Origin of the sequence: Limimaricola variabilis (assembly GCF_014195545.1) — a bacterium.
Taxonomy (GTDB): Bacteria; Pseudomonadota; Alphaproteobacteria; order Rhodobacterales; family Rhodobacteraceae; genus Limimaricola; species Limimaricola variabilis.
Map to the genome: position 1 here is coordinate 170,551 of NZ_JACIBX010000002.1, position 26,281 is coordinate 196,831.

General features: G+C 71.1%; 27 protein-coding genes. 11 read left to right on the forward strand and 16 right to left on the reverse strand.

The genetic code is table 11. From position 1 onward, the window contains the following. Positions 1 to 26 precede the first annotated feature (26 nt). Positions 27 to 1,157, reverse strand: coding sequence for an S-(hydroxymethyl)glutathione dehydrogenase/class III alcohol dehydrogenase (locus FHS00_RS03905; protein WP_183470081.1), 1,131 nt, complete (start codon positions 1,155 to 1,157; stop codon positions 27 to 29). Positions 1,158 to 1,285: 128 nt separating this feature from the next. On the opposite strand from FHS00_RS03905, the gene FHS00_RS03910 reads away from it, so the two are divergent. Next, positions 1,286 to 1,567 (forward strand): I78 family peptidase inhibitor, encoded by a 282-nt coding sequence (locus FHS00_RS03910; RefSeq protein ID WP_183470083.1) that lies wholly within the window; start codon positions 1,286 to 1,288, stop codon positions 1,565 to 1,567. Positions 1,568 to 1,833: 266 nt separating this feature from the next. Next, positions 1,834 to 2,175 (forward strand): DUF2794 domain-containing protein, encoded by a 342-nt coding sequence (locus FHS00_RS03915; RefSeq protein WP_183470085.1) that lies wholly within the window; start codon positions 1,834 to 1,836, stop codon positions 2,173 to 2,175. 4 nt (positions 2,176 to 2,179) lie between these two features. On the opposite strand, the gene FHS00_RS03920 is transcribed toward FHS00_RS03915, so the two are convergent. The 3 genes from FHS00_RS03920 to FHS00_RS03930 all read right to left on the reverse strand — a co-directional run bounded on the left by FHS00_RS03920 (position 2,180) and on the right by FHS00_RS03930 (position 4,852). After that, on the reverse strand, positions 2,180 to 3,004 hold the full coding sequence (locus FHS00_RS03920; RefSeq protein ID WP_183470087.1) for a C40 family peptidase: 825 nt from the start codon (positions 3,002 to 3,004) through the stop codon (positions 2,180 to 2,182). Continuing rightward, positions 3,001 to 4,395, reverse strand: a complete 1,395-nt coding sequence (locus tag FHS00_RS03925) for a leucyl aminopeptidase family protein (RefSeq protein ID WP_183470089.1) — start codon at positions 4,393 to 4,395, stop codon at positions 3,001 to 3,003. Before FHS00_RS03925 ends, FHS00_RS03920 begins: the two co-directional genes overlap by 4 nt. 70 nt (positions 4,396 to 4,465) lie before the next feature. After that, positions 4,466 to 4,852 (reverse strand): hypothetical protein, encoded by a 387-nt coding sequence (locus FHS00_RS03930; protein ID WP_183470091.1) that lies wholly within the window; start codon positions 4,850 to 4,852, stop codon positions 4,466 to 4,468. 114 nt (positions 4,853 to 4,966) lie between these two features. On the opposite strand from FHS00_RS03930, the gene FHS00_RS03935 reads away from it, so the two are divergent. Then, positions 4,967 to 5,614: a carbonic anhydrase gene (locus FHS00_RS03935; protein WP_183470093.1), complete on the forward strand. Its 648-nt coding sequence runs from the start codon at positions 4,967 to 4,969 to the stop codon at positions 5,612 to 5,614. Here the strand turns inward: FHS00_RS03935 and FHS00_RS03940 are convergent. Genes FHS00_RS03940 through FHS00_RS03970 form a run of 7 tightly spaced genes read right to left on the reverse strand, consistent with a single transcriptional unit; the run spans position 5,578 to position 14,439 of the window. Further along, a complete protein-coding gene (locus tag FHS00_RS03940) occupies positions 5,578 to 6,675 on the reverse strand; it encodes an AbrB family transcriptional regulator (protein ID WP_246391036.1) in 1,098 nt (365 codons plus the stop codon). The genes FHS00_RS03935 and FHS00_RS03940 overlap by 37 nt on opposite strands. 41 nt (positions 6,676 to 6,716) lie before the next feature. Then, positions 6,717 to 7,589, reverse strand: coding sequence for an oxygen-dependent tRNA uridine(34) hydroxylase TrhO (trhO, locus tag FHS00_RS03945; protein ID WP_183470095.1), 873 nt, complete (start codon positions 7,587 to 7,589; stop codon positions 6,717 to 6,719). A gap of 48 nt (positions 7,590 to 7,637) precedes the next feature. Continuing rightward, positions 7,638 to 9,791: a selenide, water dikinase SelD gene (gene selD / locus FHS00_RS03950; protein WP_183470097.1), complete on the reverse strand. Its 2,154-nt coding sequence runs from the start codon at positions 9,789 to 9,791 to the stop codon at positions 7,638 to 7,640. A 42-nt stretch (positions 9,792 to 9,833) separates the two neighbouring features. Then, positions 9,834 to 10,388, reverse strand: a complete 555-nt coding sequence (locus FHS00_RS03955; RefSeq protein ID WP_183470099.1) for a pyridoxamine 5'-phosphate oxidase family protein — start codon at positions 10,386 to 10,388, stop codon at positions 9,834 to 9,836. After that, positions 10,381 to 11,415, reverse strand: a complete 1,035-nt coding sequence (locus tag FHS00_RS03960; RefSeq protein ID WP_183470101.1) for a lipocalin-like domain-containing protein — start codon at positions 11,413 to 11,415, stop codon at positions 10,381 to 10,383. Before FHS00_RS03960 ends, FHS00_RS03955 begins: the two co-directional genes overlap by 8 nt. Further along, positions 11,405 to 13,786 (reverse strand): FtsX-like permease family protein, encoded by a 2,382-nt coding sequence (locus tag FHS00_RS03965; RefSeq protein WP_183470103.1) that lies wholly within the window; start codon positions 13,784 to 13,786, stop codon positions 11,405 to 11,407. Before FHS00_RS03965 ends, FHS00_RS03960 begins: the two co-directional genes overlap by 11 nt. Then, a complete protein-coding gene (locus FHS00_RS03970) occupies positions 13,783 to 14,439 on the reverse strand; it encodes an ABC transporter ATP-binding protein (RefSeq protein ID WP_183470694.1) in 657 nt (218 codons plus the stop codon). The genes FHS00_RS03965 and FHS00_RS03970 overlap by 4 nt, the downstream gene beginning before the upstream one ends. Positions 14,440 to 14,601: 162 nt before the next feature. Here FHS00_RS03970 and FHS00_RS03975 point away from each other — a divergent pair, with 162 nt between their 5' ends. The 4 genes from FHS00_RS03975 to idi all read left to right on the forward strand — a co-directional run bounded on the left by FHS00_RS03975 (position 14,602) and on the right by idi (position 18,669). Then, the gene (locus FHS00_RS03975) at positions 14,602 to 15,174 is read left to right on the forward strand and encodes a heme oxygenase-like domain-containing protein (protein ID WP_183470105.1); all 573 of its coding nucleotides are present in this window, start codon (positions 14,602 to 14,604) and stop codon (positions 15,172 to 15,174) included. Further along, positions 15,175 to 17,745, forward strand: coding sequence for an HWE histidine kinase domain-containing protein (locus FHS00_RS03980; RefSeq protein WP_183470107.1), 2,571 nt, complete (start codon positions 15,175 to 15,177; stop codon positions 17,743 to 17,745). It abuts the gene before it with no gap. Positions 17,746 to 17,810: 65 nt separating this feature from the next. Then, positions 17,811 to 18,131 (forward strand): hypothetical protein, encoded by a 321-nt coding sequence (locus tag FHS00_RS03985; protein WP_183470109.1) that lies wholly within the window; start codon positions 17,811 to 17,813, stop codon positions 18,129 to 18,131. Positions 18,132 to 18,144: 13 nt separating this feature from the next. Continuing rightward, the gene (gene idi / locus FHS00_RS03990) at positions 18,145 to 18,669 is read left to right on the forward strand and encodes an isopentenyl-diphosphate Delta-isomerase (RefSeq protein ID WP_183470111.1); all 525 of its coding nucleotides are present in this window, start codon (positions 18,145 to 18,147) and stop codon (positions 18,667 to 18,669) included. Positions 18,670 to 18,673: 4 nt separating this feature from the next. Here the strand turns inward: idi and FHS00_RS03995 are convergent, their stop codons facing one another. Together FHS00_RS03995 and FHS00_RS04000 are read right to left on the reverse strand one after the other, a co-directional pair. Next, the gene (locus FHS00_RS03995) at positions 18,674 to 19,132 is read right to left on the reverse strand and encodes a c-type cytochrome (protein ID WP_183470114.1); all 459 of its coding nucleotides are present in this window, start codon (positions 19,130 to 19,132) and stop codon (positions 18,674 to 18,676) included. 103 nt (positions 19,133 to 19,235) lie between these two features. Next, complete coding sequence (locus tag FHS00_RS04000; protein WP_183470116.1) at positions 19,236 to 19,808, reverse strand: putative glycolipid-binding domain-containing protein; 573 nt, start codon at positions 19,806 to 19,808, stop codon at positions 19,236 to 19,238. A gap of 107 nt (positions 19,809 to 19,915) precedes the next feature. Between FHS00_RS04000 and FHS00_RS04005 the strand changes: the two genes are divergently transcribed. Beyond that, complete coding sequence (locus tag FHS00_RS04005; RefSeq protein ID WP_183470118.1) at positions 19,916 to 20,368, forward strand: VOC family protein; 453 nt, start codon at positions 19,916 to 19,918, stop codon at positions 20,366 to 20,368. Here the strand turns inward: FHS00_RS04005 and recQ are convergent. Next, a complete protein-coding gene (gene recQ / locus FHS00_RS04010) occupies positions 20,335 to 22,383 on the reverse strand; it encodes a DNA helicase RecQ (protein ID WP_183470120.1) in 2,049 nt (682 codons plus the stop codon). The genes FHS00_RS04005 and recQ overlap by 34 nt on opposite strands. A 101-nt stretch (positions 22,384 to 22,484) precedes the next feature. After that, the gene (locus FHS00_RS04015; protein ID WP_183470122.1) at positions 22,485 to 22,772 is read right to left on the reverse strand and encodes a YggT family protein; all 288 of its coding nucleotides are present in this window, start codon (positions 22,770 to 22,772) and stop codon (positions 22,485 to 22,487) included. Positions 22,773 to 22,936: 164 nt separating this feature from the next. Between FHS00_RS04015 and FHS00_RS04020 the strand changes: the two genes are divergently transcribed. Then, complete coding sequence (locus tag FHS00_RS04020) at positions 22,937 to 23,509, forward strand: acyl-CoA thioesterase (protein ID WP_183470124.1); 573 nt, start codon at positions 22,937 to 22,939, stop codon at positions 23,507 to 23,509. Between the two features lie 46 nt (positions 23,510 to 23,555). Here FHS00_RS04020 and FHS00_RS17850 read toward each other — a convergent pair whose 3' ends face one another. Beyond that, the gene (locus tag FHS00_RS17850; RefSeq protein WP_021692379.1) at positions 23,556 to 23,687 is read right to left on the reverse strand and encodes a hypothetical protein; all 132 of its coding nucleotides are present in this window, start codon (positions 23,685 to 23,687) and stop codon (positions 23,556 to 23,558) included. 316 nt (positions 23,688 to 24,003) lie between these two features. On the opposite strand from FHS00_RS17850, the gene FHS00_RS04025 reads away from it, so the two are divergent. Together FHS00_RS04025 and mepA are read left to right on the forward strand one after the other, a co-directional pair. Next, positions 24,004 to 25,365: an MFS transporter gene (locus tag FHS00_RS04025; RefSeq protein WP_246391039.1), complete on the forward strand. Its 1,362-nt coding sequence runs from the start codon at positions 24,004 to 24,006 to the stop codon at positions 25,363 to 25,365. Beyond that, complete coding sequence (gene mepA / locus FHS00_RS04030) at positions 25,362 to 26,279, forward strand: penicillin-insensitive murein endopeptidase (RefSeq protein WP_183470126.1); 918 nt, start codon at positions 25,362 to 25,364, stop codon at positions 26,277 to 26,279. The genes FHS00_RS04025 and mepA overlap by 4 nt, the downstream gene beginning before the upstream one ends. Positions 26,280 to 26,281: the final 2 nt, after the last annotated feature.

Consider the following 26,281-nt stretch of genomic DNA (forward strand, 5'->3'; position numbering starts at 1 on the left):
GGCCCGAACCGGCCACCTATGCGGGATCAGTAGACCACGACCGAGCGGATGCTTTCGCCCGCATGCATCAGGTCGAAGCCCTTGTTGATCTCGTCGAGCTTGAGCTGATGGGTGATCATCGGGTCGATCTCGATCTTCCCTTCCATGTACCAGTCGACGATCTTCGGCACGTCGGTGCGGCCGCGCGCGCCGCCGAAGGCGGTGCCCTTCCAGGTGCGGCCCGTGACCAGCTGGAACGGACGGGTCGAGATCTCGGCCCCGGCAGGCGCCACGCCGATCACCACCGAGACGCCCCAGCCGCGATGCGCCGACTCGAGCGCCTGACGCATCACCGTGACGTTGCCGGTGCAGTCGAAGGTGTAGTCGGCCCCGCCGATCAGGTCGCCGCGCCGCTTGGTCATGTTGACCAGATGCGCGACGATGTCGCCGTCGATCTCCTTGGGATTGACGAAATGGGTCATGCCGAACCGCTCGCCCCAAGCCTTGCGGTCGTTGTTGATGTCGACGCCGATGATCATGTCGGCGCCCGCCAGCCTGAGCCCCTGGATCACGTTGAGGCCGATGCCGCCCAAGCCGAACACCACCGCCGTGGAGCCCACCTCGACCTGCGCCGTATTGATCACCGCGCCGACGCCGGTGGTGACGCCGCAGCCGATGTAGCAGATCTTGTCGAAGGGCGCGTCCTCGCGCACCTTGGCGAGCGCGATCTCGGGCAGCACCGTGTGGTTGGCGAAGGTCGAGCAGCCCATGTAGTGCAGGATCGGCGTACCGTCGGTCATCGAGAAGCGCGAGGTGCCATCGGGCATGAGGCCCTGACCTTGGGTGCCCCGGATCGAGGTGCACAGATTGGTCTTCTGGCTCAGGCAGGACGGGCACTGGCGGCATTCGGGCGTGTAGAGCGGGATGACGTGATCGCCCTTCTTGAGCGAAGTGACGCCTTCGCCCACCTCGACCACCACGCCCGCGCCCTCATGGCCGAGGATTGCGGGAAACAGACCCTCGGGATCGGCGCCCGAAAGGGTGAATTCGTCGGTGTGGCAGATGCCGGTGGCCATGATCTCGACCATGACCTCGCCGGCCTTCGGGCCTTCGAGATTGACGTCCATGATCTCGAGCGGCTTGCCCGCCTCGAGGGCGACGGCGGCACGTGTGCGCATGGGATGACCTCCGTGATGGGACGCGCCGAGAGGCGGCGCGCCTTTGGCGCGAAGCGTCGCGGAAAGCGTGGGCAAGATCAATGGCGCAGCCCCTTGTGCAACGGCGCGCAGCGGGTCAGGCTCGGCCCATGCGATACCTGATCCTGCCCCTCCTGCTCGCCGCCTGCGCGCCATTGGCGCAGGCTCCCGCGCCCGCTCCGACCCCTGCCCCGGCAGACCCCGGGACATGCGGCGCCGATGCGCGTCAGCACCTGGTCGGCGCGCCCGTCACCGCGCTGGAACGCGAGCTGATCCTCGGCCCGGTGCGGATCATCCGTCCCGGCGACGCGGTGACCATGGATTTCCGCCCCGACCGGATCAATTTCGAGATCGACGCGCTGGAGCGGATCGCGCGGGTCTATTGCGGCTGAAACGAGAGCGGCCCGGACGCGGATCAACCGCGCCCGGGCCGTATCGAGTTTGCGAGCAGGCGCCGCCCCGCCGCGGATCAGGTGGGGGCTGTTATCACCGCCTTGAGGCGATCGCCTGCCGCTGAACTCTTTGTGCCGGGCAAGCGCGGCGCGCATGCGGTGCACCGTGGCCACGCCGGGGGTGATTTCGCGGCATTCGCGTGGCGCCGCGCCACGTGATGCCCGCGAGGCTTGAAAAGCGCCGGCGCGCGCGTAACTCTGAAAGCATGACGCTGCAGCCGCCGACGCCGTTTCCCGGCCGCCTGCCAGAGCAGGTGGCCTTTCACCGGACCGAGCTGGGGCCGATCCTGTCGGTTTATGGCCGCATGGTCGCCGCCGGAGAGTGGCGCGACTACGCGATTTCCTCGCTGCGCGACATGGCGGTCTTCTCGGTGTTCCGCCGCACCGCCGAAACGCCGCTCTACCGCATCGAGAAACGCCCCCGTCTGCGCCATCGGCAGGGACAGTTCGCGGTGCTCGGCCCCGACGGGCAGGTGCTGCGCCGGGGCGACGAGCTGGCGCAGGTGCTCAAGGTCTTCGACGCGCGCCGCTTCCGGGTGATCGACTGAAGGCTCAGAGCCTGCGGCGATGGGTCACCGGCCCGCCGCCCTGCGCCTCGATCCTGAGCGCGGCCTTGCGCGCATCCTCGTAGGTCACGGCCATGGCATGTCCGTTGGCGTGGATGATCGTCTCGGCATCAACCATCAGCGCCACGTGCCCCTTCCAGAACCACAGGTCGCCGCGCTGCGGCGGCTCGTGCTCGACATCGCGGCCCAGCGCCTGCTGCAGGTCGCTGTCGCCCGGGCAGGGCAGGCCGCAGGCCAGCAGCGCCGCCTGCACCAGCCCCGAGCAATCGATGCCCAGCCGCGAATTGCCGCCCCAGAGATAAGGCGTTCCGAAGAACATCTGCGCCACCGTCACCGGGTCGGAAAAGGGGCGGTCGATCTCACGCAGATGCTTCTTTGGGATGAAGCCCTCGGGCGTCTCGAACAGCTCGCGCCGCTCGTGCAGCACGGTGATCCGGCTGCCGAAGCTCAGATGCGCGAGGTCGGGCGACTTGATGCTTTCCTCGGCATAGAGATGCGTCGCGGGCGTGGCGACGAGATGGGTCGCCGCGCGCGGCGCGTCCAGCGCGGCCGCGTCGACATAGCCGCAATAGCCGTCGCGCGCGGCGCGGATGAAGGCATGACCCGCGCGCCGCTCGAACACCTCGACGGCCTCGCCCATCAGCAGTTGCCGGTCGCGCGCGCCCTCGGGCGCGGCCAGCAGGTCGAGAACCGGGCGCGCCACCCGCGCGCCCTCGCCCGTCACGTAGCGTTCGGCTGGCACCCGCCCGGCCAGTTCCAGCGCGGCGACGCGGCCATTGGCCGGGGTCAGGCGGCGGTCCGGACCGCTCATCCCAGCCCCAGCAGTTCGGGCATCGCCTCGAACAGCGCCCGCGCACCCATGCCGACGCCGCCCTTGGGCCGGGCCGGGGCAGGCTTGGGATTCCAGCCATAGATGTCGAAATGCGCGTAGCGGACGGGTTCCGCGAAGCGGCGCAGGAACAGCGCGGCGGTGATCGAGCCCGCCATGCCGCCCGAGGGCGCGTTGTCGAGATCGGCGATGCCCGGCTCGATCATGCTCTCATAGGGGGCGTGGAACGGCATCCGCCAGACCGGGTCGGCCACCCGCGCGGCGGCGCGGGCGATGGCCGCCGCGTCGTCATCCGCATCGGTGTAGAACGGCGCGAGATCGGGCCCGACCGCGACCCGCGCCGCCCCGGTGAGCGTCGCCATGGAGATCATCAGGTCGGGCTCTTCCTCGGCCCCGAGCGCTAGTGCATCCGCCAGCACCAGCCGCCCCTCGGCATCGGTATTGTTGACCTCGACCGACAGCCCCTTGCGGGAAGCGAGGATGTCGCCGGGGCGGAAGGCATCGGCCGAGACCGAATTCTCCACCGCCGGGATCAGCACCCGCAGCCGGATCTTCAGCCCCAGCGCCATGATCATCCGCGCCAGCCCGAGCACGGTGGCGGCGCCGCCCATGTCCTTCTTCATCAGCCCCATCGAGGCGCCCGGCTTGAGGTTGAGCCCGCCGGTATCGAAGCACACCCCCTTGCCGACCAGCGTCAGCGTCGGGCCGCTCTCACCCCAGCGCATGTCGATCAGCCGGGGCGCGCGATCGGTGGCGGCGGCCCGGCCCACGGCGTGGATCAGCGGAAGGTCACGCGCGATCAGCTCCTCGGCCGGGGTGGTCTCGATGGTGGCGCCGAATTCGCCCGCCAGCGCCTCGGCGGCGGCCTGCAGCTCGGCCGGGCCCATGTCGGCGGCGGGGGTGTTGATCAGGTCACGGGTCAGCGCCTCGCCCGCCGCGATGGCGCGCAGGCGCTCGGCATCGATCCCGTCGGGCGCGACGAGCCGGGCCTTCGGCGCGGACTGCTTGGCATAGCGGTCGAAACGATAGCTCTCCAGCAGCCAGCCCAGCGCCGTCTCGCGGGCAAGGTCGGGGGCCGTGGCCGGGTCGAGCGCATAGACCCCCTCGGGCAGCTTGGAGGCGGCGCCCGCGGCGACGAAGCGGCTGCGAGCCTGGGCCCGGTCGTCGCCAAGGCCCACCAGCGCGCCCCACAGCCCACCCGCAGCGTCGGGCAGCGCCAGCACCGCGCCCGCGCCGGCCTTGAAACCCTGCGCCTCGGCCCAGCGGCGCGCGCCCTCCGGCAGCCCGGAGAGCGTCGCGTCGAGATCCTCGGGCGTCACCAGCCGCAGCGGCAGCGCGTTCTCCCGGTCGGTGGCGAAATCCTGCATCGGCATGGCACGGCTCCTCAGTTCGATCGCCGGGAGACTGGCCCCCCGCCACCGCGACCGCAAGCCGGATCGCGCGTCAGCCGGCGCGCCCGAGCGCCGCCTGCGCCCCCGCGCCGCAGCGCCCGAGCCGCGCCACGGTGGCGCCGAGCGCGGCGGCGTCGCCGCGCGCCGCGCAATCCTCGACGCTGGCGGCGACATGCGCCATCTCCGACAGGCCGAGCCGCGTCGCCAGCCGCCGCAGCCCGCGCGCGTCGGCCCGCAGCCGGGCAAAGGCGCAGGCGGCAAGGTTGCCCTCCAGCCGGACCAGCCGCGCCGCCAGCTCCTCGGCCGGGGCCGGGCGTCGTCGCACCGCCCCCAGCGCGGAAAGCAGCCGCACCCGCAGCACCGCCTCCGGCGGCGGTTCGGGCAGCGGCATCAGCGGGGCGAGCGCGTGCGGGATCGGGCGTGTGTCGGAACAGCTCATGAGCGGAGCCTAGGCCGCAATGGGTTTGGAAAGCGTTGCGGCCGCGACGAGATAATTCTCGAATTCACGTGCGTTTCCGCCTATCTGCCTCGAAGACGACGCATGGAGAACCCGATGACCCTCGCAAGCCCCCTGCCCGACTATCTCGTGAACCGCTATCACGGCTGGAAGGCCACGCGTTACGCCGAGAACCGCAGCTGGTACCAAAAGCTCGCCAGCGAGGGCCAGCACCCCCGCGCCATGGTGATCTCCTGCTGCGACAGCCGGGTGCATGTCACCTCGATCTTCGGCGCCGATCCGGGCGAGTTCTTTTTGCACCGCAACATCGCCAACCTGGTGCCGCCCTACGCGCCCGACGGCAACCAGCACGGCACCTCGGCGGCGATCGAATACGCGGTGACCGCGCTCAAGGTGCCGCATCTGATCGTGATCGGCCATTCGAGCTGCGGCGGCGTGAAGGGCTGCTACGACATGTGCGAAGGCCACGCCCCCGCGCTCGAGGAGAAGACCAGCTTCGTCGGCCGCTGGATGGACCTGCTGCGGCCGGGCTATGCGCGGCTGCCCGAGGGCACCGACGAGGAGCGGGTCGCGGCGCTCGAAAAGCAAGGCGTGCTGATCTCGCTCGAGAACCTGCTGACCTTCCCCTATGTGAAGGAGGCGGTCGAGGAGGGCCGGCTGTCGCTGCACGGTCTTTGGACCGATATCGGCGCCGGCGGGCTCGAGTGCTACGACCCCGAGCGCGGCGGCTTCGTGCCGCTCTGAGCGCCGCGCCGCGTGGCCCGGAACACGGGCTGCGCGGCGAAGATCACCAGCATGATCCGCACCAGGTGCAGGACCGAGACATAGGCGACGTCCTGCCCCATCGCCAGCGCCAGCAGGCTCATCTCGGTCAGCCCGCCCGGCGAATAGCCCAGAAAGCTGAGCGACAGCGGCAGCCCGGTGATCGCCGTCAGCGCGGCGGCGGAGACCACTGCGACGGCGATCATCGCCACCGATGACAGCGCGCCGAGCGACAGGTCGCGGCCGATCTGCGCCGCGCTCACCCCGATGAAACGGCAGCCGATCACCGTGCCGATCACCACCTGCGCCACCACGATCAGCGCGCCGGGCGGGGCGACCGAGACCAACCCCACCAGATGCAGCACCCCGCTCAGGATCATCGGCCCGGTGACCTGCGGCGCCGGCAGCCGCAGCCATTTGCCCAGCGGCACCCCGGCCACGGCCGCGGCCCCCAGCAGTGCCCAGTCGAGGAGGCTCAGCGCCGCGGCCGGCGCGCCGCGCGCCACCTCGCCGGAATCGACGTCGAGCGCGGTGCCGTAGAACAGCACGACGAACAAGATGACGAGCAGCACCCGCGCGGCATGGGCCAGCGCGATGCGCTTTTCGTTGCCGCCCGCCGCGCCGCCGAGGATCAGCATGTCGTTGAGCCCGCCCGGCATCGCCGAGAAGAAGGCAGTCACCGGGTCGTAGCGCCCGACCCGGCGATAGACGGCATAGGAGACCAGCGCCGTCACCACCAGAAAGGGCGGCAGCAGGGCGAGGCTCGCGGCGTAGCGTCCGGCCGTGTCGAACATCTCGGGCCGCAGCGCCGAGCCGAGCATCACGCCGATCACTGGGATCACCAGCGGGCGCAGCCGGTCGGGCCCGCGAACCGGCAGCGCCAGCACCGCCGCCAGCGTGTTGCCGATCATCGGCCCCAGCATCCAGGGCAGCGGCATTCCCGACAGCGCGGCGAGCCAGCCCGACAGGGCGCCGATGGTCAGCGCGAAGACGGCGCGGCGCCCGGGCACGAGGCCGCGCAGATACATGACGACATCATCCATATTCGTCTGCTTAGCCCCGGCGCAGGCAAAGGTGTAGGGGGTCAGCCGCCCATCTGCCTTTGCCGCTCGGCATAGCGGGCGCGGTCCTCGTCGCTGCGCGCCTCGATGCAGCCGGGGCAGGAAATGCCCTCGACATAGGCCGGATCGCGCATCGCCTCGGGCGAGACCGGCATCCGGCAGGCCCGGCACAGCACGTGGGAGCCTGGCTCCAAGCCGTGGCCCACCGCCACGCGCTCGTCGAAGACGAAGCATTCGCCGCGCCACAGGCTCTGCTCCTGCGGGACCTCTTCGAGATATTTCAGCACGCCGCCCTTGAGGTGATAGACCTCGTCGATGCCTTGCGCCTTGAGGAACGAGGTCGACTTCTCGCAGCGGATGCCGCCGGTGCAGAACATGGCGATGCGCTTGCCCGCCAGCTTGTCGGCATTGGCCGCCCACCAGTCGGGAAACTCGCGAAAGCTCGTGGTGCCCGGATCGACCGCGCCCTCGAAGCTGCCCACCGCGACCTCGTAGCCGTTGCGAGTATCGATGGTGACGACGTCGGGGGCTGAGATCAGCGCGTTCCACTCGGCCGGCGCGACATGGGTGCCGACATGGCCCCGGGGATCGACGCCGGGCCGGCCCATGGTGACGATCTCGCGCTTGAGCCGGACCTTGAGGCGGCGGAAGGGGGCGGCCTCGGCGGCGCTCTCCTTCCAGTCGAGCCCTGCGAATCCCGGCCAGCCGCGCAGATGCGCGATCAGATCGAGGATCGCTTCGCGCCCGGGCGCGGCGACGGTGCCGTTGATTCCTTCCTGCGCGAGGATCAGCGTGCCGATGATGCCACGCGCGGCGCAGAACTCAAGCAGCGCCTCGCGGCGCGCGGGCGCGTGCGGCAGGGCGGCGAAGTGATAGAGGGCGGCAACGGTGAACATGGCGCGAGGGCTTAGGCCCGCGCGCGGCGCGGCGCAAGGCCGCGCCGGTCACACCAGCCTGAGCCCCGGCTCCTCGACCATCTGCCCGACCAGCGCCGCCGGGTAGCCCGCCGCGCGCAGCTCGGCCAGAAGCCGCTCCGCATCCGCGGCATCGACGGCGGCGAGCAGCCCGCCCGCGGTCTGCGGGTCGAACATCAGGTCGGTGCGGGCGCCGCCCGCCCCGATCACCACCGCGCCCGCCCCGGCCATGTTGTCGGCAAACAGCGTCGAGCGGGTCCCCGCCTCGGCCAGTTCCAGCGCGCCCTCCATCAGCGGCACCTCCGCGACGCGCAACTCGGCGCCGCAGCCCGAGGCCTCGCAGATCCCCGACAGGTGGCCCGCGAGGCCGAAGCCGGTCACGTCGGTCATCGCCTGCGCGCCGGCGAGGATCTCCGACGCCCGCCCCTGCGGCTGCACCATCGCCTCCCAGGCGCGGGCCACCACCGGGCCGGGGGCGCTGCGCGCCATCTCCGCGGCCATGATCGTGCCCGAGCCGATCGGCTTGGTCAGGATCAACGCCGCACCGGGGCGTGCCCCGCCCAGCGTCACCGGCTCGCGCTCGCAAAGCCCGGTGACGGTGAAGCCCACGGTCAGCTCGGAGCCCAACGAGCTGTGCCCGCCCAACAGATGCGCGCCGGCCGCGTCCAGCACCTCGCGCGCGGCGCGCATGATCTCGGCCATGGTCCGGCGCTGCATCTCGGCGCTCATGCGCGGCAGGATCAGGCTCACCGTCGCGGCCTGCGGGCGCGCCGCCATGGCCCAGATGTCGCCCAGCGCGTGGATCGCGGCGATCCGGGTCATCAAGTCGGGATCCTCGACCATGGCGCGGAGATGGTCGGTGGAGATCACCTGCCGCGCGCCGCCCGTCACGATCAGCCCGGCATCGTCGCCGGGCAGCGCCACCACGTCCGCGCGCGATTGCGCCGGCAACCCGGCCAGCGCCTCGCGCAGCGCGCCGCGCCCGACCTTGGCGCCGCAGCCGCCGCACATCGGCTTGTCGCCAAGCGCCTCGCGCACGCCTTCGGCGACCGGGTCGGGCAGCCTGGCATTCCCCATCTCGGGCAGATCCGACAGCTTCTGCATGAAACGGCGGTCGATCCGGTCCTTCCAAAGCCAGAGCGCCGGGTGGGCCACGGCACGGCCCCATTTCTCGGCCATCGCGGACTTGCCGCCCAGCGAGACCAGCTTGAGATAGTCCTTCTGCGGCCGATAGTCCCGCATCCGCCCGCCCGAGAGCGCCGCGCGCAGATTGTCGAACAGCACCGGCGCCTGCCGCACCGCGTAGACCCCGGCCTTGGGGCGCGGATCGAATTCCATATGGGCGCAGTCGCCGGTGGCAAAGACCTGCGGCGCGCTGCTCTGCAGGGTCGGACCGATCTCGACAAAGCCCTCGGTCAGCACGAGGCCACTCTGCGCGAGCCAGCCCTGCGGCCGCGCCCCTGCCGCGCCGATGGAGAAGTCGGAAACCACCTTACGCCCATCATCAAGCGTCACGCGATCGGCCGCCACCCGCGCCACGCCCGCGCCCTCGATCACCTCGATGCCGAGCCGTTCCATGCGCTCCAGCACGAGGGCGCGGGCGCTGTCGGACACCGCACCCAGCACCCGGTCCTTCTCGATCAGCGTGACGCGCGCCTCGCGGTGCCGCAACCCGTGGGCCGCGGCCATCACCAGTTCGGCCCCCGCGACACCGCCACCGATCACCGCGACCCGGGCCGGGCCTTCGCCCGCGCGAAACACCGCCCAGTCGCGCGCCAGACGGCCCAACGGCTTGGCTGGGACGCCATGCTCGGCGAAGCCCGGCAGGCCGGGCATCTCGCTGGTGACGCCGATATCGAGCGAGGCGGCGTCGAAGCCGACGCGCCGGTCACCCACCGTCACCTCGCCCGCCACGGGGTCGAGGTGGCTGGCCCGCCCGAGGATCAGCCGCGCCCCGGCAAAGCGCGCCAGCCGCACGAGGTCGATCTGCGGCGTGGCGGCGTCGTAATGGCCCGCCACGAAGCCTGGCAGCATCCCCGAATAGGCGGTGAGCGGGCCGGGATCGATGAGCGTCAGCCGCACACCGGGCAGCGGGTTCATGCCCCAGCGCCGCAGCAGCAGCGCATGGGCGTGACCGCCGCCGATCAGCACGAGGTCGCGGGTCAGGGGAATGAGGGGCGTCATGGGTGGGGATCTATCGCCCCGCCCGGCCCTGCGCCAGACGGCTCACGGCACCAGCCAGCTGCCCTGCCAGCCCTCCTCGCGCTCGAAACGGGCGCGGCGGTGGGTTTCGCCCAGATGCAGCGCCTCGACGCGCAGCACGCGGGCGCGCAGCACCGCGAAGCGGGCCGGGCGCGGGTTGGGATGCCAGGCGTCATGGGCGGCGATCGGCGTGCCGGGCGGCGGCACCGCCCCGTAGCGCGCGCGGGCATCGTCGGGGACCTCCTCCCACAGCGCCTTCTCCTCCTCATGCGGCAGCCGCACGACATGGGCCCGCATCCTGACCTGCAGCGCGACCTCGGCGTCCCAGAACTGGATTGCGGCGCGCGGCGCGTCGGTGAGTTGCAGCACCTTGGCCGCGTCCGCGTCGGAATGGATGTCGAGCGTCCATTCCCCGGGATCGAAATCGCGCAGCACCATCGAGCGGGCCGAGGGCCAGCCTTCGGCGTCCCGGGTCGCCAGCACCGGCAGCCGCGCGGCCGCGTCGCGGTCATGCAGCCCCGCCTCGATCCGTGTCCGCACCAGCTCCAGCAGCTCCGCCAGCGTCGTGATGTCACTCATATCCCGTCATCTCCAGATAACCCTGCCCCTGATGGCTCCCCGTCACCACGACCGGCCCCTCCCAGTAGGGTGGGGTCAGCGCGTTCCAGGCGGCCGCGTTCAGCGCCTCGACCTCGATCTCGACGCCCTCCTCCGGCAGCCGCACCGCCCAGCGCACCGGCAGTTCGGCCGCGCCGAGCCGCGTCGTCTCCAGCGGTTCGGCCGCAAAAGAGCCGACATAGGGCGTCAGCCGCCCGTCCGGCGCGATCCAGCTCGCATAAGTGTAGCCTTCATCTTCGCCTTCGCGAAGCCGGAAGCCCATCAGCTTGGCGCCGCCCTCGAATGAGAGCGAGAACCAGTCCCAGCCGGTCTGCCGCTCCGACAGCGGCTGCGACGACCATTCGTGGTCGAACCAGGCGGAGCCGGTCAGTTCGACCGCTCCTTCGGGCAAGGTGAGCGTGCCGGCGATGTCGAAAAAGGGCTGAGAGTAGTAGTAACTCGCCTGCCCCTCGGCAGATTTGACGGAGTAGCCCTCATCGCCGTGCAGCACGAGCGGGCCGCGCGCCTCAAGCCGCATGTCATAGGCGAAGTCCGGGCCGGAAGCGGCGAGGTTCAGCGCCTCGAAGCGCTCACCCGCCATCCGCCAGTCGTCGATCCAGGCCTCGAAGGGCGTGACCGTCACCCCGGCCTGGCCGATGCCGCCGCGCGCCAACCGCTCGGTGAAGAGGTGGGTGTCGGCGGTGGTGACGGCGGCGTGGCCGAGCCAGAGCTGCGGGCTCTCCCAGCCATCCCCTTCGCGCGGCGCCAGCGCCGAGCGGAACAGCGTCCATTGCAGCCCGTAGGGCGTGCCATCGGGATCGGTCAGATTCGCGGTGAGGTACCACCATTCGATGCGGTAGGCGGGATGGGCGCCGTGATCGGCGGGAAAAGACAGCACCGTATCGGGTTCGGGCAGGGCGAACTCCCCGGCGGTCCCGCCGAGACCGGCGAAGCCCTGCGCCTGCGCCGTGGCCGGAAGCGCCAGCAGGATAAACAACCTAACGTTCATGCGCGAAGACCCCCAGCAGCGCGGCGGGCGGAGTGCGGGCGAGCCGGATCGCCGGCCAGAGCGCGGCGAGCCCGGCGGCGAGCAGCGCGAAAAGCCCCAGCCGCGCGTAATCCCATGGGAAGGCGGTCATCGGCAGCCGCCAGCCGAAAGCCGCGACATTGACCACCGCCAGCAGCACCCAAGCCAGAGCCAGCCCCACGGGGAGCGCCACCACCGCCGTCAGAGCCGCCAGCAGCACCGCGCGCCCCATCTCGAGCGCCGCCAGCCGCCGCCTGGTCAGCCCCAGCGCCCAGACCGGGGCGAGCTGCGGCAGCCGAAGCGCGGCCAGCGTGAGCAGCGACATCAGCATCGCGAAGCCCGCCACGGCGAGCGTCAGCACGTTGAGCGCCGCCGTCACCGCGAAGGTGCGCTCGAAGACCTGCATCGAGAAGCGCTTGACCGCCGCCTGATCAGTGATCGCCCCCTCGGGCAGGCCCATCCCGGTCAACGCGGCACGGATCTCGGGCACCTCCGCAGGGTCGAGCCTAAGGCCGAAGCGGCGCGGCACGATCTCGGGCTGCAGCTGCGCGAACAGCGCCTCGGTGACGATCACCTGTCCCAGCGGGTTGCCGTAATCGCCATGGATGCCCAGCACCGGCAGCGCCGTCTCGGGGCCGAGCCGGACCGGGTCGCCCAGGGACAGGCCGGCGCGGCGCGCGAGCTGTTCGCTGACCAGCACGCCCTCCCCGGCGGCGAGCCTTTCCCATGGCCGCTCGGTCGCGCGCAGCAGGCGCCAGTTCTCCGGATAGGTCGGATCGGGCCGGGCGAGGTTCAGCTCGGTCGGAATACCTTCGACCTCGATCTCGACCGAGGCCAACGGCAGCACGGCGCGGATGCGCGGCGCGAGCAGCGCCTCGACCGCGCGGGCCTGTGCGTCGTCGGCGGTCTCGACATAAAGCTCTGGCGCGAGGCGCTGGTCGAGGAACTCGGCGAATGTCGCGCGGAAGGAGCCGACCATGGTCGAGACGCCGATATTGGCGGCCATGGCCAGCATCAGCGCCATCAGCGCCAGGGACAGGCCGGGAAGCTGCTGGCGCGTATCGGCCCAGAACCACTGCATCAGAGGCCCGTGGGCCAACCGCGCGGCGAGGCCCAGCGCCGCGCCGAGCAGCAAGGGCAGCGCCAGCGCCGCACCGATCAGCCCAGCCCCCAGGAGCGCAAAGCCCGCGACCAGCCCCTCCCCCCAGACCGCCAACCCGGCGGCCAGAAGCAAAAGCGCCAGCGCCGCCGCGCCCTGCCCGCGCGCCATCCGCGCCTCCGCCATGGCCCAGGCCCGTCGCCCGCCCGCCGCCAGGAGCGGCATGGTGGCGATGCGCCATAGCGCCGCCCCCGCGGCCAATCCGGTGCCCAGCACGGCGATGCCCAGCCCCGACAGCCACCAGGCGGGGCGCAGCGCCAGCCCGCCCGCCACATCCGCGCCGTAGAGCCCGCGCAGTGTCGCCGCCACGTCCGGCAACAGTCGCGCCGCCAGCAGCCAGCCCAGCCCGACGCCGATCACCCCCGCAACCAGCGCGAAGGCCAGAAGCTCCAGCAGCATCAGCGCCACGAGGCGGCGCAGCGGCACGCCCAGCGCCCGCAGCGTGCGGATCACCGGACGACGCTGCTCGAAGGCGAGGCCCACCGCTCCGTGGACGATGAAGATCCCGACCGCGAAGCACAGAAGACCGAAGGCGGTGAGGTTGAGGTGGAAGCTGTCGGTCAGCCGGCCGACCTCGGAGCCGGGCTGTGGCGGGCGCAAAACGAGGTCCGGCGCGATCTCGGCCAGCTCGGGGCGCCCGATCGGCTGTTCCGGCGCCACCAGCAGCGCGTCGATGCTGTCGCGCTTCAGGAGCCGCAGCGCCAGCGAGATGTCGGTGAGCGCGGTGCCCGGCGCGACGTCGGGCGCGAGCACCGGCTCGGCGCCGGTTTCGGGCAACGCCGCCAGCACCTCGGCCCGGCCGAAGATCTGCCCCGCCCCGCCGAGAAAGGCGGAGATGTCGGCTTCTTCGGCCGCCGGGCCGATGCCGCCGGGGGCGGTCAGCGGGTCTATCCCCACCAGCCGGACCCCGCCTAGCCGGCCCTGCACCACCGGGCTGACCAACCAGCCGGCGCGGCGCAGCGCGACGTATTGCGCTTGCGTCACCTCGCCGCCCGTCGCCGCCTCGATCCGGGCGAAGCGCCCCTCGCCCAGCGTCGCGGCGGCGGCGTCGTAGCTGGCGCGGGCCTCGGCGTTGATCGCCTGCACCCCGGACCACAGCCCGGTGGCCAGCGCCAAGCCGGCGATCAGCGTGAAGAGCTGCAGCGGCGCGCGCCGCCAATGCGACAGCAACGCGTGGAACACCGCCCCGGTCACGCGATCCGCCCGGCATGGAGGTGCAGCCGCCGTCCCATCCGCGCTGCGTGGTGCTGCGAATGGGTGACCATCAGCAGCGCCGCACCAGTCTCTGCCACCAGCTCCAGCATGGCGCCGAGCACCTCCTCGGCGGTCGCCTCGTCGAGATTGCCGGTCGGCTCGTCCGCCAGCACCAATGCCGGACGCGCCGCCAGCGTTCGAGCGATGGCGCAGCGCTGCTGCTGCCCGCCCGAGAGCTGTTCGGGATACTTGGCCAGATGCGGTGCGAGGCCAAGCCGCTCGGCCAGCGCCGTGGCGCGGACGGGCTCGTGCCGCCCCGCGATGCGGGCCTGAAAGGCGATGTTGTCGCCCACGGTGAGCGAGGGGATCAGGTTGAACTGCTGGAACACGACGCCGACCGTGCCGCGCCGGAGCGCCGCCCGGCCGCTGTCGTCGAGGGCGGTCACCTCCGTCCCGGCGACCTCGATCCGGCCGCGATCGGGCCGGTCCAGCCCACCCACCAGATGCAGCAGCGTCGACTTGCCCGAGCCGCTCTCGCCGGTGAGCGCGAGGCTCTCGCCCGCCGCCAGATCGAGATCGACGCCGCGCAGCACCGGCACCGGCCCCTCGGCCCCGGCAAAGCTCTTGTGAATGTCGCGCAGGCGCAGGAGCATGAGCGCCAAGCTAAGCCGATCCGGAGCCCGGGAAACAGCCGTATCGCGCGGCCGAAAGCGGGCGAAAGAAAATCTCGAAAACGCGGGAACCCGAATACCACCGCCGCGTTGAAATCACTATGCCCGCGAAACCGGGCATTCACGATCCGGGGACCGAACGCCTTGACCACCACCGACCCGACGTTGCGGACCCGCCTGAAGCGGGACCTGGCAGCGCGCCACGCCCGGCTCGACACGCTCTTCTCCAGCTTCGATCTCACCACCCGGCCGGGGCTGACGGGGTTCCTCGCCGCGCATCGCGCCGCCTTTGCGGCGATACGCCCGGCACCGGGCGGGCTGACCGGGCCCGCGCTGCTGACCCGGATGATCGATGCGATCGACGCCGATCTCGCCACACTGGACGCCGTGGCCCCGCCCCCGCTGGCGCCGCTTCAGCTGACGCGCCCCGAAGCGCAGGATTACGTGCTGCTCGGCTCGCGGCTGGGCAGTCAGCTGCTGCGCCGGCGCTGGGCGGCGGCGACGGACCCCGCGCTGCAAGACGCCGGGCGCTATCTGACGCTGCCGCCGCTCACCGGGCAGTGGCGGCGTTTTTGCGACGGCGCCGAAGCACTTGGCGGGTCGGGCACCGGGTCCGATGCCATCATCGCCGAGGCGGGCGCGCTGTTTGACCTCTTCGTGACCGCGGGTCATGCTGCGTGCAAGCCGCCCTGCCTCAGCCCCGAATGGACCACCTGAATGACCGCTTCCCCCGCTCCACATTCGGTGGATCTCAGCAATTGCGACCGTGAGCCGATCCAGTTCCTCGGCCATGTGCAGCCCTATGGTTGCCTGCTCGCCGTTTCCACGGATTGGGCGGTGCAGCATGCCTCGGCCAATACCGGCGCCATGCTGGGGCTGGAGACCGAGCCGGTGGGCACGCAACTGGGCGAGCTGTTCCCGGGACAGGTGGTGCATGACCTGCGCGGCAGGGTCCAGATGCTGGGCCATGGCAGCGGTGCGGCGCGGATCTACGGGCTCGACCTCATGGGCGACGGCCGTGCCTTCGACGTCTCGGTGCATATGTCGCAGGACCTCTATGTCTTCGAGTTCGAGCCCAAGGAGCAGTCCGCGGCGCGCGACGAGATGGCACTGGTCCAGCCGCTGATCGCGCGGGTCCGCCGCCGCCCCGAGATCGACGCCATGGCGCGCGAGGCGGCGCGCGCCGTGCGGGCCATGACCGGCTTCGACCGGGTGATGATCTACCAGTTCCAGCGCGACGACAGCGGCCGGGTGATCGCCGAGGCGGCGGCACCGGGGCTGACACCGTTCCTCGGGCTGCGCTTTCCGGCCAGCGACATCCCCTCGCAGGCACGCGCGCTCTATGTCCGCAACCCGATCCGGCTGATCCGCGACGTCGATGCGGAGCCGCAGCCGATCGAACCGGCGCTGACCGGGGCGGGCCAGCCGCTCGACCTTTCGATGTCGGTCACCCGGGCCGTCTCCCCGATCCACCTCGAATATCTGCGCAACATGAACGTCGCGGCCTCGATGTCGGTGTCGATCCTGCGCGATGGCGAGCTGTGGGGGCTGATCGCCTGCCATCACGGCGCGCCGCATGCGGTGGATTACGAGAAGCGTTCGGCGGTGGAGCTGTTCACCCAGCTGCTCTCCTACGAGATCGCCGCCGTCGAGAACGCCGCCGAGCGCGCCAGCGTGGCACGGGCGCGGGTGCTGCACGGCACCTTGCTGTCGCGGATGACCGACGGCGCGGCGATCGCCGACAATTTCGGCACCATCGCGCAGGAGATCGGCGAGGTGATCCCCTTCGACGGGATGGCGATCTGGATCAACGACCGCTTCCACGCGGTGGGCGCCACCCCCACCGAGGAGGAATTCACCGGTCTGCAGCGCCACCTCGCCCGCAGGCAGGCCCGGCAGGTGCATTCCAATGACCGGCTGGTCGACGAATACCCGCCCGCGGCGGCCTTTGCCGAGCGCGCCGCCGGCATGCTCGCCCTGCCGATCGGGCGGGGCCTGCGCGACTACATCGTGCTGTTCCGCCGCGAGCAGATCCAGGACGTGACCTGGGCGGGTGATCCGGCCAAGCCGGCGCAGCCCGGACCCAACGGGCTGCGGCTCACGCCGCGCAAGAGCTTCGAGGCCTGGACCGAGACCGTGCGCCAGCAAAGCGCGCCCTGGACCGACAGCGAGATCGCCGCCGCCGAGATCCTGCGCATCACCCTGCTCGAAGTGGTGCTCAAGATCGCCGACGACTCGATCGCCGAGCGCAAGCGCGCGCAGGAGCGTCAGGAGCTGCTGATCGCCGAGCTGAACCACCGGGTGCGCAACATCCTCAACCTGGTCCGCAGCCTGGTGTCGCAAAGCCGCGCCGAGGCGAATTCGGTGGCCGAATACGGCCGCGTGCTCGACGGCCGGATCGACGCGCTGGCGCGGGCGCATGACCAGCTCACCACCGCCCAGAAGGACGGCGCCTCGCTGCGCGCGCTGATCGAGACCGAGATCGACGCCTTCGTCGCCGACCGCGCGACCCGGCTGCGGATCGAAGGCGCCGACGTGGCGCTGTCGACCGAGGCCTTTTCGACCCTGGCGCTGGTGGTGCACGAGCTGGTCACCAACGCCGCGAAATACGGGGCGCTGCGGGACGGGCATGGCCGGGTCGAGGTGCGGCTGCGGCGCGAGGCCGACGGGACGCTCGGGATCGAGTGGCGCGAACGCGGCGGCGCGCCGCTCCGCGCCTCCCAGGGCAGCGGTCGCGGCTTCGGCACCACGGTGATCGAACGCTCGGTGCCCTTCGAGCTGGGCGGCGAAGCCGAGTTGCGCTTCGCGCTGACCGGGGTCGAGGCGCGGTTCCGGATCCCGGCGCGCTTCGTCTCGGACGCGGCGCCGCGCGGCAAGGAGCAGGAGGCCGAGGATCTGGCCGGTGGCGCAGCCGACGCGCCGCGCCTTTCGGGCCGGGCGCTGATCGTCGAAGACAACATGATCATCGCGATGGACGCCTCCGACATCCTGACCGAGCTGGGCTGCGAGGCGGTGGAGACCGCCAGCGGCGTCGGCGCGGCGCTGCGCCTGATCGAGGCGCAGCAGTTCGACATCGCGCTGCTCGACGTCAATCTCGGCCACGAGACCTCGGTGCCGGTGGCGGAGGTGCTGCGTGCGCGGGGGGTGCCCTTCCTGCTCGCCACCGGTTACGGCGCGACCGAGGACATCGCCGCCGCCTATCCCCCGGCCCCCACCATCAAGAAGCCCTTCACCAAGCGCAGCATGCGGCAGGGATTTTCGAAGCTTCTGGCGGAGTCCGCGGCGTGATCGGCTCTGGACGCCGCCTGCGCGGCGCGGCAGTCTGCGCCGGCAATCGGCAAAGGAGAGACGGCATGGCGGGATTCACGGCGCGCAAGGCGGCACTGGCGCTCATCGGGGCGGCGACGCTGGCAGGTTGCGAGGCCGCCTCGCTTGCGCCCACGCCGGTCGACCAGGAGGTGCCGATGGCCTTCCCGCAATGCCTGTCGCGGATCGAGGAAACGGCGGCGCGGATCGGCCAGGAGCCCGCCGTGCTGGCCGAGACCTCCGAGATCCGCATCGTCCGCTTCAACGACGAGGGCGAGATCGTCACCGTGAGCTGCGACGCGCTCGGCGGGCGGATGGTGGTGCAGACCCGGCCCGCCCCGGCGGCCGCCCCTGCCGCGGCGATCTGAACCGGACGCGCCGATGCCGGAGAACCCAGACGCCTTCGAGATCCCGGCATGGGTCGACGACCGGCTGGTCCCGGTCGACAAGCTCGAGGTGCATCGGCGCGGGCTGCGCCACCCGGCGGTCAGCGTCTTCGTGATCTGGCAGGGCGAGACGCTGCTGCAGCAGCGCGCGGCGGCCAAGTACCACACCCCCGGGCTGTGGACCAACAGCTGCTGCACCCACCCGCTCTGGGGCGAGGCGCCCGAGGAATGCGCGCGACGGCGGTTGGGCGAGGAACTGGGATTGCACGACCTGCCGCTGCAACCGGCGGGGCAGATCGAATACCGCGCCGATGTCGGGGCCGGCCTGATCGAGCACGAGCTGGTCGAGGTCTTTGTCAGCCGCCCGGCGGCCCGTCCCGAACCGCGCCCCGATCCGGCCGAGGTTCAGGACACTATTTGGATCGCGCCCGAGGCGTTGCGTGCCGACTTGGCGGCGCGACCCGGCCGCTACACCCCCTGGCTGGGTGTCTACATGCGGCAGCCGGGCCTACTGGGCTGACGCCCTATTGCTGTGCTTCGGCCGACTCGGCCGGGGCGAGGCCCGTCAGATAGGCATAGATATCGGCGGCATCCTTGGCATCGCGCACCCGGTAGGCCATCTTGCCGCGCGCCCGCCGGTCGTCGAGTTCGGCCCGCAGCCAGGCGGTCGGATCCATGACATAGGCCACGAAGCGCTCCTCGTTCCATTCGACGCCGCGCTCGCCCAGCGCGGTGATCGCGTCGCCGTAGCGGAATCCCTCCACCGAACCCAATTTCCGGCCTTCGAGGCCGTGCAGGTTGGGACCGGTCCGGGCATTGCGCCCGGCGAGCACGCGGCCGTCCTCGTCGCGCACCACGTGACAGGCCACGCATTGCCGGCCGAACTGCAACTCGCCATTGGCGATATCCTGCGCCGCGACCGGTGCCGCACCGAGCCCCAGCCCGGCCAAGGCCAGCGCCGCGCCTCTAGACAGCAAATCCATCGAGATCTCCTTGAACCCGTAAGTGACCGTTGCCCCAGTCAGTCTAGCAGATACAGGCTCCGGCCGGGGCTTCCAATCCCCGGCGCGACACGGGATCGTGTCGTCACTCCGCACGCCCCTCCGTCGTCACCGCTCCCTGCCACAGACCCGGGTCGGCGGTCACGAAGCCGCATTCGTGCAAGGACAGCCGCGCGTCGCGGCCCAGCGCCGGGATCGCGTGGTCGAGCCCGCCACGCAGCCGCGCGAAGCTGTGCCCCAGAGGCTCCAGCCGGCCGCCATCGCTGGCGCGCAACCGCGCCGTCTCGACCAAGCGGGGCCGCGCGTCCGGCAGGGTGAGCCGGTTCAGCGGCACCACCATCCAGGCCGGGGTGAAGCCGAGGTCGAGATCCTCGCCCTGCACCGGCGCCTGCCCCTCGAGCGCGAAGCCCGCCCCCTCACGCGATATCCGGTAGGCCACCGGCGCCTGACCGCGCAGCCCGGTCACGTCGGCGCCGAGGCAGCGCCAGTCGGAATCGCAACGCAGCGCGTAGTCGAGCGCGACCTCCTCGCCCGCCTCGTCCCAGCGCGCATGACCCATGATCAGCCAGCCCTCGTCGAGCCGGGCGAGACGGCAGCGATCGGTGCCGTCGCGGTCGAGCCTGTGCCAGATCACGCTGGCGACGGTGGTGCCGGTCATCGCGGAAACCTCCTGCGGCGTTCGCCCGATGCTGGCATGGCCCCGGCCATCCTGTCCACGATTCTAGGCACTTGCCGGGCAGGCCCGGCCTGCCTAGCCTCCCGGTCATGACCCCGCCCTTCCGCCCCCGCGCGATAGGAGAAATCGCCATTCGCTGCGCCGATCCGGCACGCATGGCCCGGTTCTACGAGGAGGTGATCGGGCTGGAACGACTCTCCGGCGCGGATGATGACCCGATCATCTTTCTCAAGGTCGCCGAGGGCCATGCCGGCCATACCGCCGTGATCGCGCTCTTTGCCCATGACGCGGGCGGCGTGGCGGTGCCCGCACCCGCAGGTACGCCCGAGACCGGCGCACGCTCCTCGCTGCATCATATCGCGCTGTCGATGGACTACGCCGAGCAGGACAAGGTGGTGGCGTGGTACGAGCGGATCGGTCAGGCCTACCGGGTCCAGCATTTCGGCTGGATCGGCTGGCGCGGCGTGTTCACCACCGATCCCGAGGGCAACACGGTCGAGTTGGTGGCCTATGATTCCTCGGAGCTTTCCTCGAAGACCTGAAGAAAGGCCGCGCCGAACCGCTCGGCATGGCGTGGGCCGAGCAGCCGCTCCATGTCGGCCATGTCGCGCGGCCGGGCGGCGGCCACGCGTGCCAGTTCCTTGGCCGAGCAGCTCATCGGCTTGTCATGGCCCTCTGGCCCGCGCAGCAGCTCCGCCTGCGTCGCCATCAGCCGGTCGTAGAGCGAGCCCGCGCCGCGCGTGGCAAGCTTGCGCCGGGCCGGGTGGATTTCCTCGACCGCCCCGGTGATGACCGCGAGGAATTCGCGCCCGTAGCTTTCGAGCTTCTTGGCGCCCACGCCGCCGATCCGCGCCATTTCGTCGAGATTGGCGGGTTTGCGCTCGGCCATCTCGATCAGGGTGCGGTCGGTGAAGATGATGTAGGCGGGCAGGCTCGCCGCCTCGGCCAGCGCGCGCCGCTTGGCCTTGAGCGCCGACAGCAGCGGCGCGTCCTCCTCCGACACCATCTCGCGCACCTTGGGGCCGGAGCGGGCGGATTTGATTGTGTCCTTCCTCAGCGTGATGCTCTCCTCGCCGCGCAGGATCGGCCGCGCGGCTTCGGTCATCCGGAGCGCGCCGTGGCGTTCCGGATCGGGGCGCATCAGATCGCGGCCCATGATCTGCCGGAAGATCGCCTGCCACTGGGCCTTGGAATGGCCCTTGCCGACGCCGAAGGTCGGCAGGTCCTCGTGGCCGCGCTGCTTCACCTTGTCGGTGGCGTTGCCCATGACAATGTCGATCAGGTGCCCGGCGCCGAAGCTTTCGCCGGTGCGCAGCGCCGCGGAGAGGGCCATGCGCACCGGCTGCGTGGCGTCGAATGTCTCGGGCGGCTTGTCGCACAGGTCGCAATGGCCGCAGGGCTCGCCCGGCGCCTCGCCGAAATAGGCGAGCAGCACCTTGCGGCGGCATTCCAGCGCCTCGGCGAGACCGAGGAGCGCATTGAGACGGCCGTGATCGGCGGCCCGACGCTCGGGCGGGGCGAGCCCCTCGTCGATCTGCTGGCGCCGGTAGCGGATGTCGTCAGGGCCGTAGAGCGTCAGGGTCTCGGCCGGCGCGCCGTCCCGGCCGGCGCGGCCGATCTCCTGGTAATAGGCCTCGATGGATTTCGGCAGGTCGGCATGGGCGACCCAGCGAATGTCGGGCTTGTCGATCCCCATGCCGAAGGCGACGGTGGCCGCGACGATGAGACCGTCCTCGCGCTGGAACCGGGTCTCGGCGTCGCGCCGGTCCCCGGCCTCCATGCCGCCGTGATAGTGCAGCGCCGAATGCCCCGCCTCGCGCAGCGCAGCGGCCAGCGCCTCGGTCTTGGCGCGGGTGCCGCAATAGACGATGCCCGACTGCCCCCGCCGCCGGTCGGCGAAGTCGAGGATCTGGCGGCGCGGCCCGTCCTTGACCGCGAAGGCGAGGTGGATGTTGGGCCGGTCGAAGCCGCGCAGGAAGGTCTCGGGCTGGCGGCCGTCGAACAGCTTGCGGGTGATCTCTTCGCGGGTCTCGGCATCGGCGGTGGCGGTGAAGGCGGCGAGCGGCACGCCGAGCTGCCGCTTCAGATCGCCGATACGCAGGTAGTCGGGCCGGAAGTCGTGGCCCCACTGGCTGACGCAATGCGCCTCGTCGACCGCGATGAGAGAGGCGCCCGCGCGCTGCAGGAGCGGGACCGTGGCGCCGGAAGCCAGACGCTCGGGCGCGATGTAGAGAAGCTTGAGCCGCCCCTCGCGCAGGCTCTCGAGCACGGCATCGGTCTCTTCGGGCGTGTTGCCGGAGGTGAGCGCGCCCGCCTCGACACCGGCCTCGCGCAGCCCGCGCACCTGGTCGCGCATCAGGGCGATCAGCGGCGAGATCACCACCGTCACGCCGTCGCGCATCAGCGCCGGCAGCTGGTAGCACAGCGACTTGCCGCCGCCGGTGGGCATGATCGCGAGCACGTCGTGCCCGGCCGCCACCGCCGCGACGATCTCCTCCTGCCCGGGGCGGAAGGCGTCGAAGCCGAAAACGTCGCGCAGGTGGCTCACCGGGCTCATCTGGATCGTGCCTCGTTGGGACGGCGGCCGCGCCCCATCCGGCCCGGCCCTTCGGTTACTTCTGGCTCATGGCGCGGCAGGCGCCGCGCCGGGCGGCACGATCAGTAGAAGGCGGCGACGTTGTTCCGCAGCACGATCTCGATGGCGTAGATACCGACCAGCACGACCAGCGGCGCGAGGTCGAGCCCGCCCATCTGCGGCAGGATGCGGCGCACCGGGGCGTAGAGCGGCTCCAGCAGGCGGGTCAGACCGTCCCAGACCTGGGCCACGAAGGGCTGGCGCAGGTTCAGAACCTGGAAGCTGATCAGCCAGCTCATGATGAAATGCGCGAAAATGAAGAAGGTCGCGATGTCGAGGATCAACATCAGGATCTGAAAGAGCGAGGTCATGGCGGTCCGTCCGGGGCTTCTGGGGTCGCCAAGACAGGTAAGGAGCGAAGCCCCCGAGAGCAATCCCGAAGGGCCCCAACGCGACGATCGGTCCCCGCGTCACCCGTTGACCTTCGCGTCACCCTCGCGCAGCCTGCGCCGCGATCCTCGCCACGGAGTTTTCGATGTATCCCTTCGTCCGCATGTTCTGGCAGTTCTGGCGCCACCGGGGCGACGCCCCGCTGCCCATCACCGGCACGCATGAAAGCCGCCACGTCGTGATGCCGTGGGATCTCGACTTCTGGAACGAGCTGAACAACGGCCGGACGCTGACGCTGTTCGATCTGGGCCGGATGCCGCTGTCGAAGCGGATCGGCGTGATCGGCGCGCTGAGAAAGCAGGGCTGGGGCATGGCCGTGGCCGGCGTTTCGGTGCGCTACCGTCGCCGGGTGCAGGGCTTCGCGAGGCTGACCATGCGGTCGCGCGCGATCTGCTGGGACGACCGCTATGTCTATACCGAGCAGGGGATGTTCCGCGGCGATGGCGAATGCACCAGCCACGCGCTGGTGCGGCTGGCGATCACCGACCGCAAGCGCGGTGGCGTGGTCAACCCGGCGCGTCTGATGGAGGTGCTGGGCCAGGACCCGGCCTCGCCGCCGATGCCCGACTGGATCGCCGACTGGGTGCGCGCCGAGGCCGAGCGGCCCTGGCCCCCGATGGCGGATGCCAGCCCCGCGACCGACACTCTCGCCGCCTGAACGGCAGCGGGCGGGCGCCGGGCGCCCACCCGCTGGGTCGGACCGCTCAGCGGCCCTTCTTCTCTCCGAGCGAAAGCGGCTTGGCCGCGCCGGAATTCGCCGTGGCCAGCACCTTCGGCTTTTCCTGCTTGGGCTTCTTCGCTTCGCGGTTGCCGCGCTTGTTGTCGCCTTTTCCCATCACGATCTCACAGGCTGAAAGGACCGTCCGGCGACAGGCCGGACGGATCGTCCCGATGCAAATCAAGGTTGCCTGACGAAAAGGTCAGGGCGGTGATCCTGGCAGGGCGCGCGGGGTCCTTTGGGACCGTATCGCGCGCAAGTCGAATCTACGCCCGCGCCCGGCGCCCCGCAAGCGCGCTCATGCGCGCTGCCCCGCCTCGTGACGCGGCGTTCGGGCCGCGCTCGGCCACCGATGCGCCGCCGATGGCCTGCCGCGCTTGCCCCGCCCCCCGCCGCCCTGTCAGATCCGCCGCGACAGGCGCGAGGGGACCGGCATGGCGACGAAGAAGCGGATCTGGGGCTGGATGATCTTCGACCTCGCCCAGCAGCCCTATGCCACGCTGGGCCTGACCTTCATCTTCGGCCCCTATTTCGCCGCCATCGCCACCGCGCGCTTTGCCCGCGAGGGGATGGGCGCGTCCGAGGCCGACGCGGCGGCGCAATCCCTGTGGGGCATGGGCCAGACCGTCGCCGGGCTGGTCATCGCCTTTACCGCACCGGTGCTGGGCGCGCTGGCCGATGCCTCGGGACGGCGGATGCCGTGGATCGCCGGCTTTTCGGTGATCACCGTGCTTTGCGCGGCGGGGCTGTGGGTGCTGACCCCGGACGGGTCGATGCTGATCCCGGCGCTGGTGCTGTTCTTCGCGGGCTTCGTCGCCGCCGAATCGGCCACCAACGTCAACAACGCGCTGCTGCCCTCGCTGGCCACCGGTCCGATGATCGGCCGGATCTCGGGCTCGGGCGCGGCGCTGGGCTATTGGGGCGGGGTGGTGTCGCTGATCCTGATGCTGCTGTTTCTTGCCGAGAACGAGGCGGGGGTGACGCTCCTCGGCAAGCCGCCCGCCTTCGGTCTCGACGCGGAGGCGCGCGAGGGCACCCGTGCCGTCGGGCCGGTGATCGCGCTGTGGTACGCGGTGTTCATCATCCCCTTCTTCGCCTGGGTGCGCGACGCAGGTCCCAAGACGCGCGATCCGGTCGGCCCGCGCGCGGTGGCGGCACGGCTGCGCGAGACGCTGCGCGACGTGATCCACAGGCCCAGCCTGGCAGCGTTTCTCGGCGCGTCGATGCTCTACCGCGACGCGTTGGCGGCGGTTTATGCCTTTGGCGGGCTCTACGCGACACTGGTGCTGCGCTGGTCGGTGATACAGATTGGCGTGTTCGGCATCATCGGCGCGGTCTCTGCGGCGATCCTCACCTTTGCCGGGGGGCTGGCGGATGCGCGGCTCGGCCCCAAGCCGGTGATCCGCGCCGCGATCTGGATCCTGATCGCGGTCTGCCTGCTGGTCGTCTCGATGACCCGCGACAGCCTGTTCGGCATGGCCCTGCCCGCCGGCTCGACCCTGCCCGACCTGCTGTTCTACCTCTGCGGGGCGCTGATCGGCGGCGCCGGCGGGGCGCTCTACTCGGCCTCCCGCAGCCTAATGGTGCGCCATGCCGACCCGGCGCGGGCGACCGAGGCCTTCGGCCTGTTCGCGCTGTCGGGCCGGGCCACGGCCTTTCTCGCACCAATGGCAATCACGCTCGCCACATGGATGAGCGGATCGGTGCGCGCCGGGCTCGTGCCGGTGATCGTGCTGTTTGCTCTGGGGCTGTTTCTGCTAGGGTGGGTCAACAAGAACGGAGACCGAGCAGAATGATCCGCCCCCTCTTCGCCGCCCTGATGGGGATCGGCCTCCTCGCGGCTTGCGAGCGCGAGGCCCCCGCCCCGCGCGCGGTCGTATCGACCCACAACACCAGCGACACGCGCGTCGCCAAGCAACTTTTCGGTCATGTCTCGACGGCCTCGTCGCAGCGCTCCGAATCGATCGGCTTCTACTCCAAGGGGTGCCAGGCCGGTGCCGCGCAGCTGCCCGAGACCGGGCCGACCTGGCAGGCGATGCGGTTGTCGCGTAACCGGAACTGGGCCCAGCCCGAAACCATCGACTTCATCCAGGATCTGTCGCGCAAGGCGGCCGCCCTGCCGGGATGGAACGGCATCTATGTCGGCGATATGAGCCAGCCGCGCGGCGGCCCGATGCTGACCGGCCATGCCAGCCACCAGACCGGCATCGACGCCGACATCTGGCTGCGCCGGACCGACCGTCTGAACCTGTCGGTGGCCGAGCGCGAGGCGATCTCCTCGACCGACATGCAGGCCCGCGGTGGCGCCTATACCAACGCCAACTGGACGCCGCAGCACATGGCGCTGGTCAAGGCCGCGGCCTCCGACCCGCGCACCGCGCGGATCTTCATCTTCCCGGGCGCCAAGGTGGCGATGTGCGACGCCGAGACCGGCGACCGCGCCTGGCTCTCCAAGGTCCGGCCCTGGTACGGCCACAACACCCATTTCCATGTCCGGCTGAACTGCCTGCCCGGTGACCCGTCCTGCGAGCCGCAGGATCCGCCGCCGCCGGGCGACGGCTGCGCCGAGGCGCGTGAGTGGCAGGCCAACATCCTGAACCCCAAGCCCGCGCCGCCAGCCGATCCCGACGCCCCCGAGCCCGAGCCCAAGCGCGAGATCACCATGGCCGACCTGCCCGCCCAATGCGCGGCCGTGCTGGCGAGCGACTGATC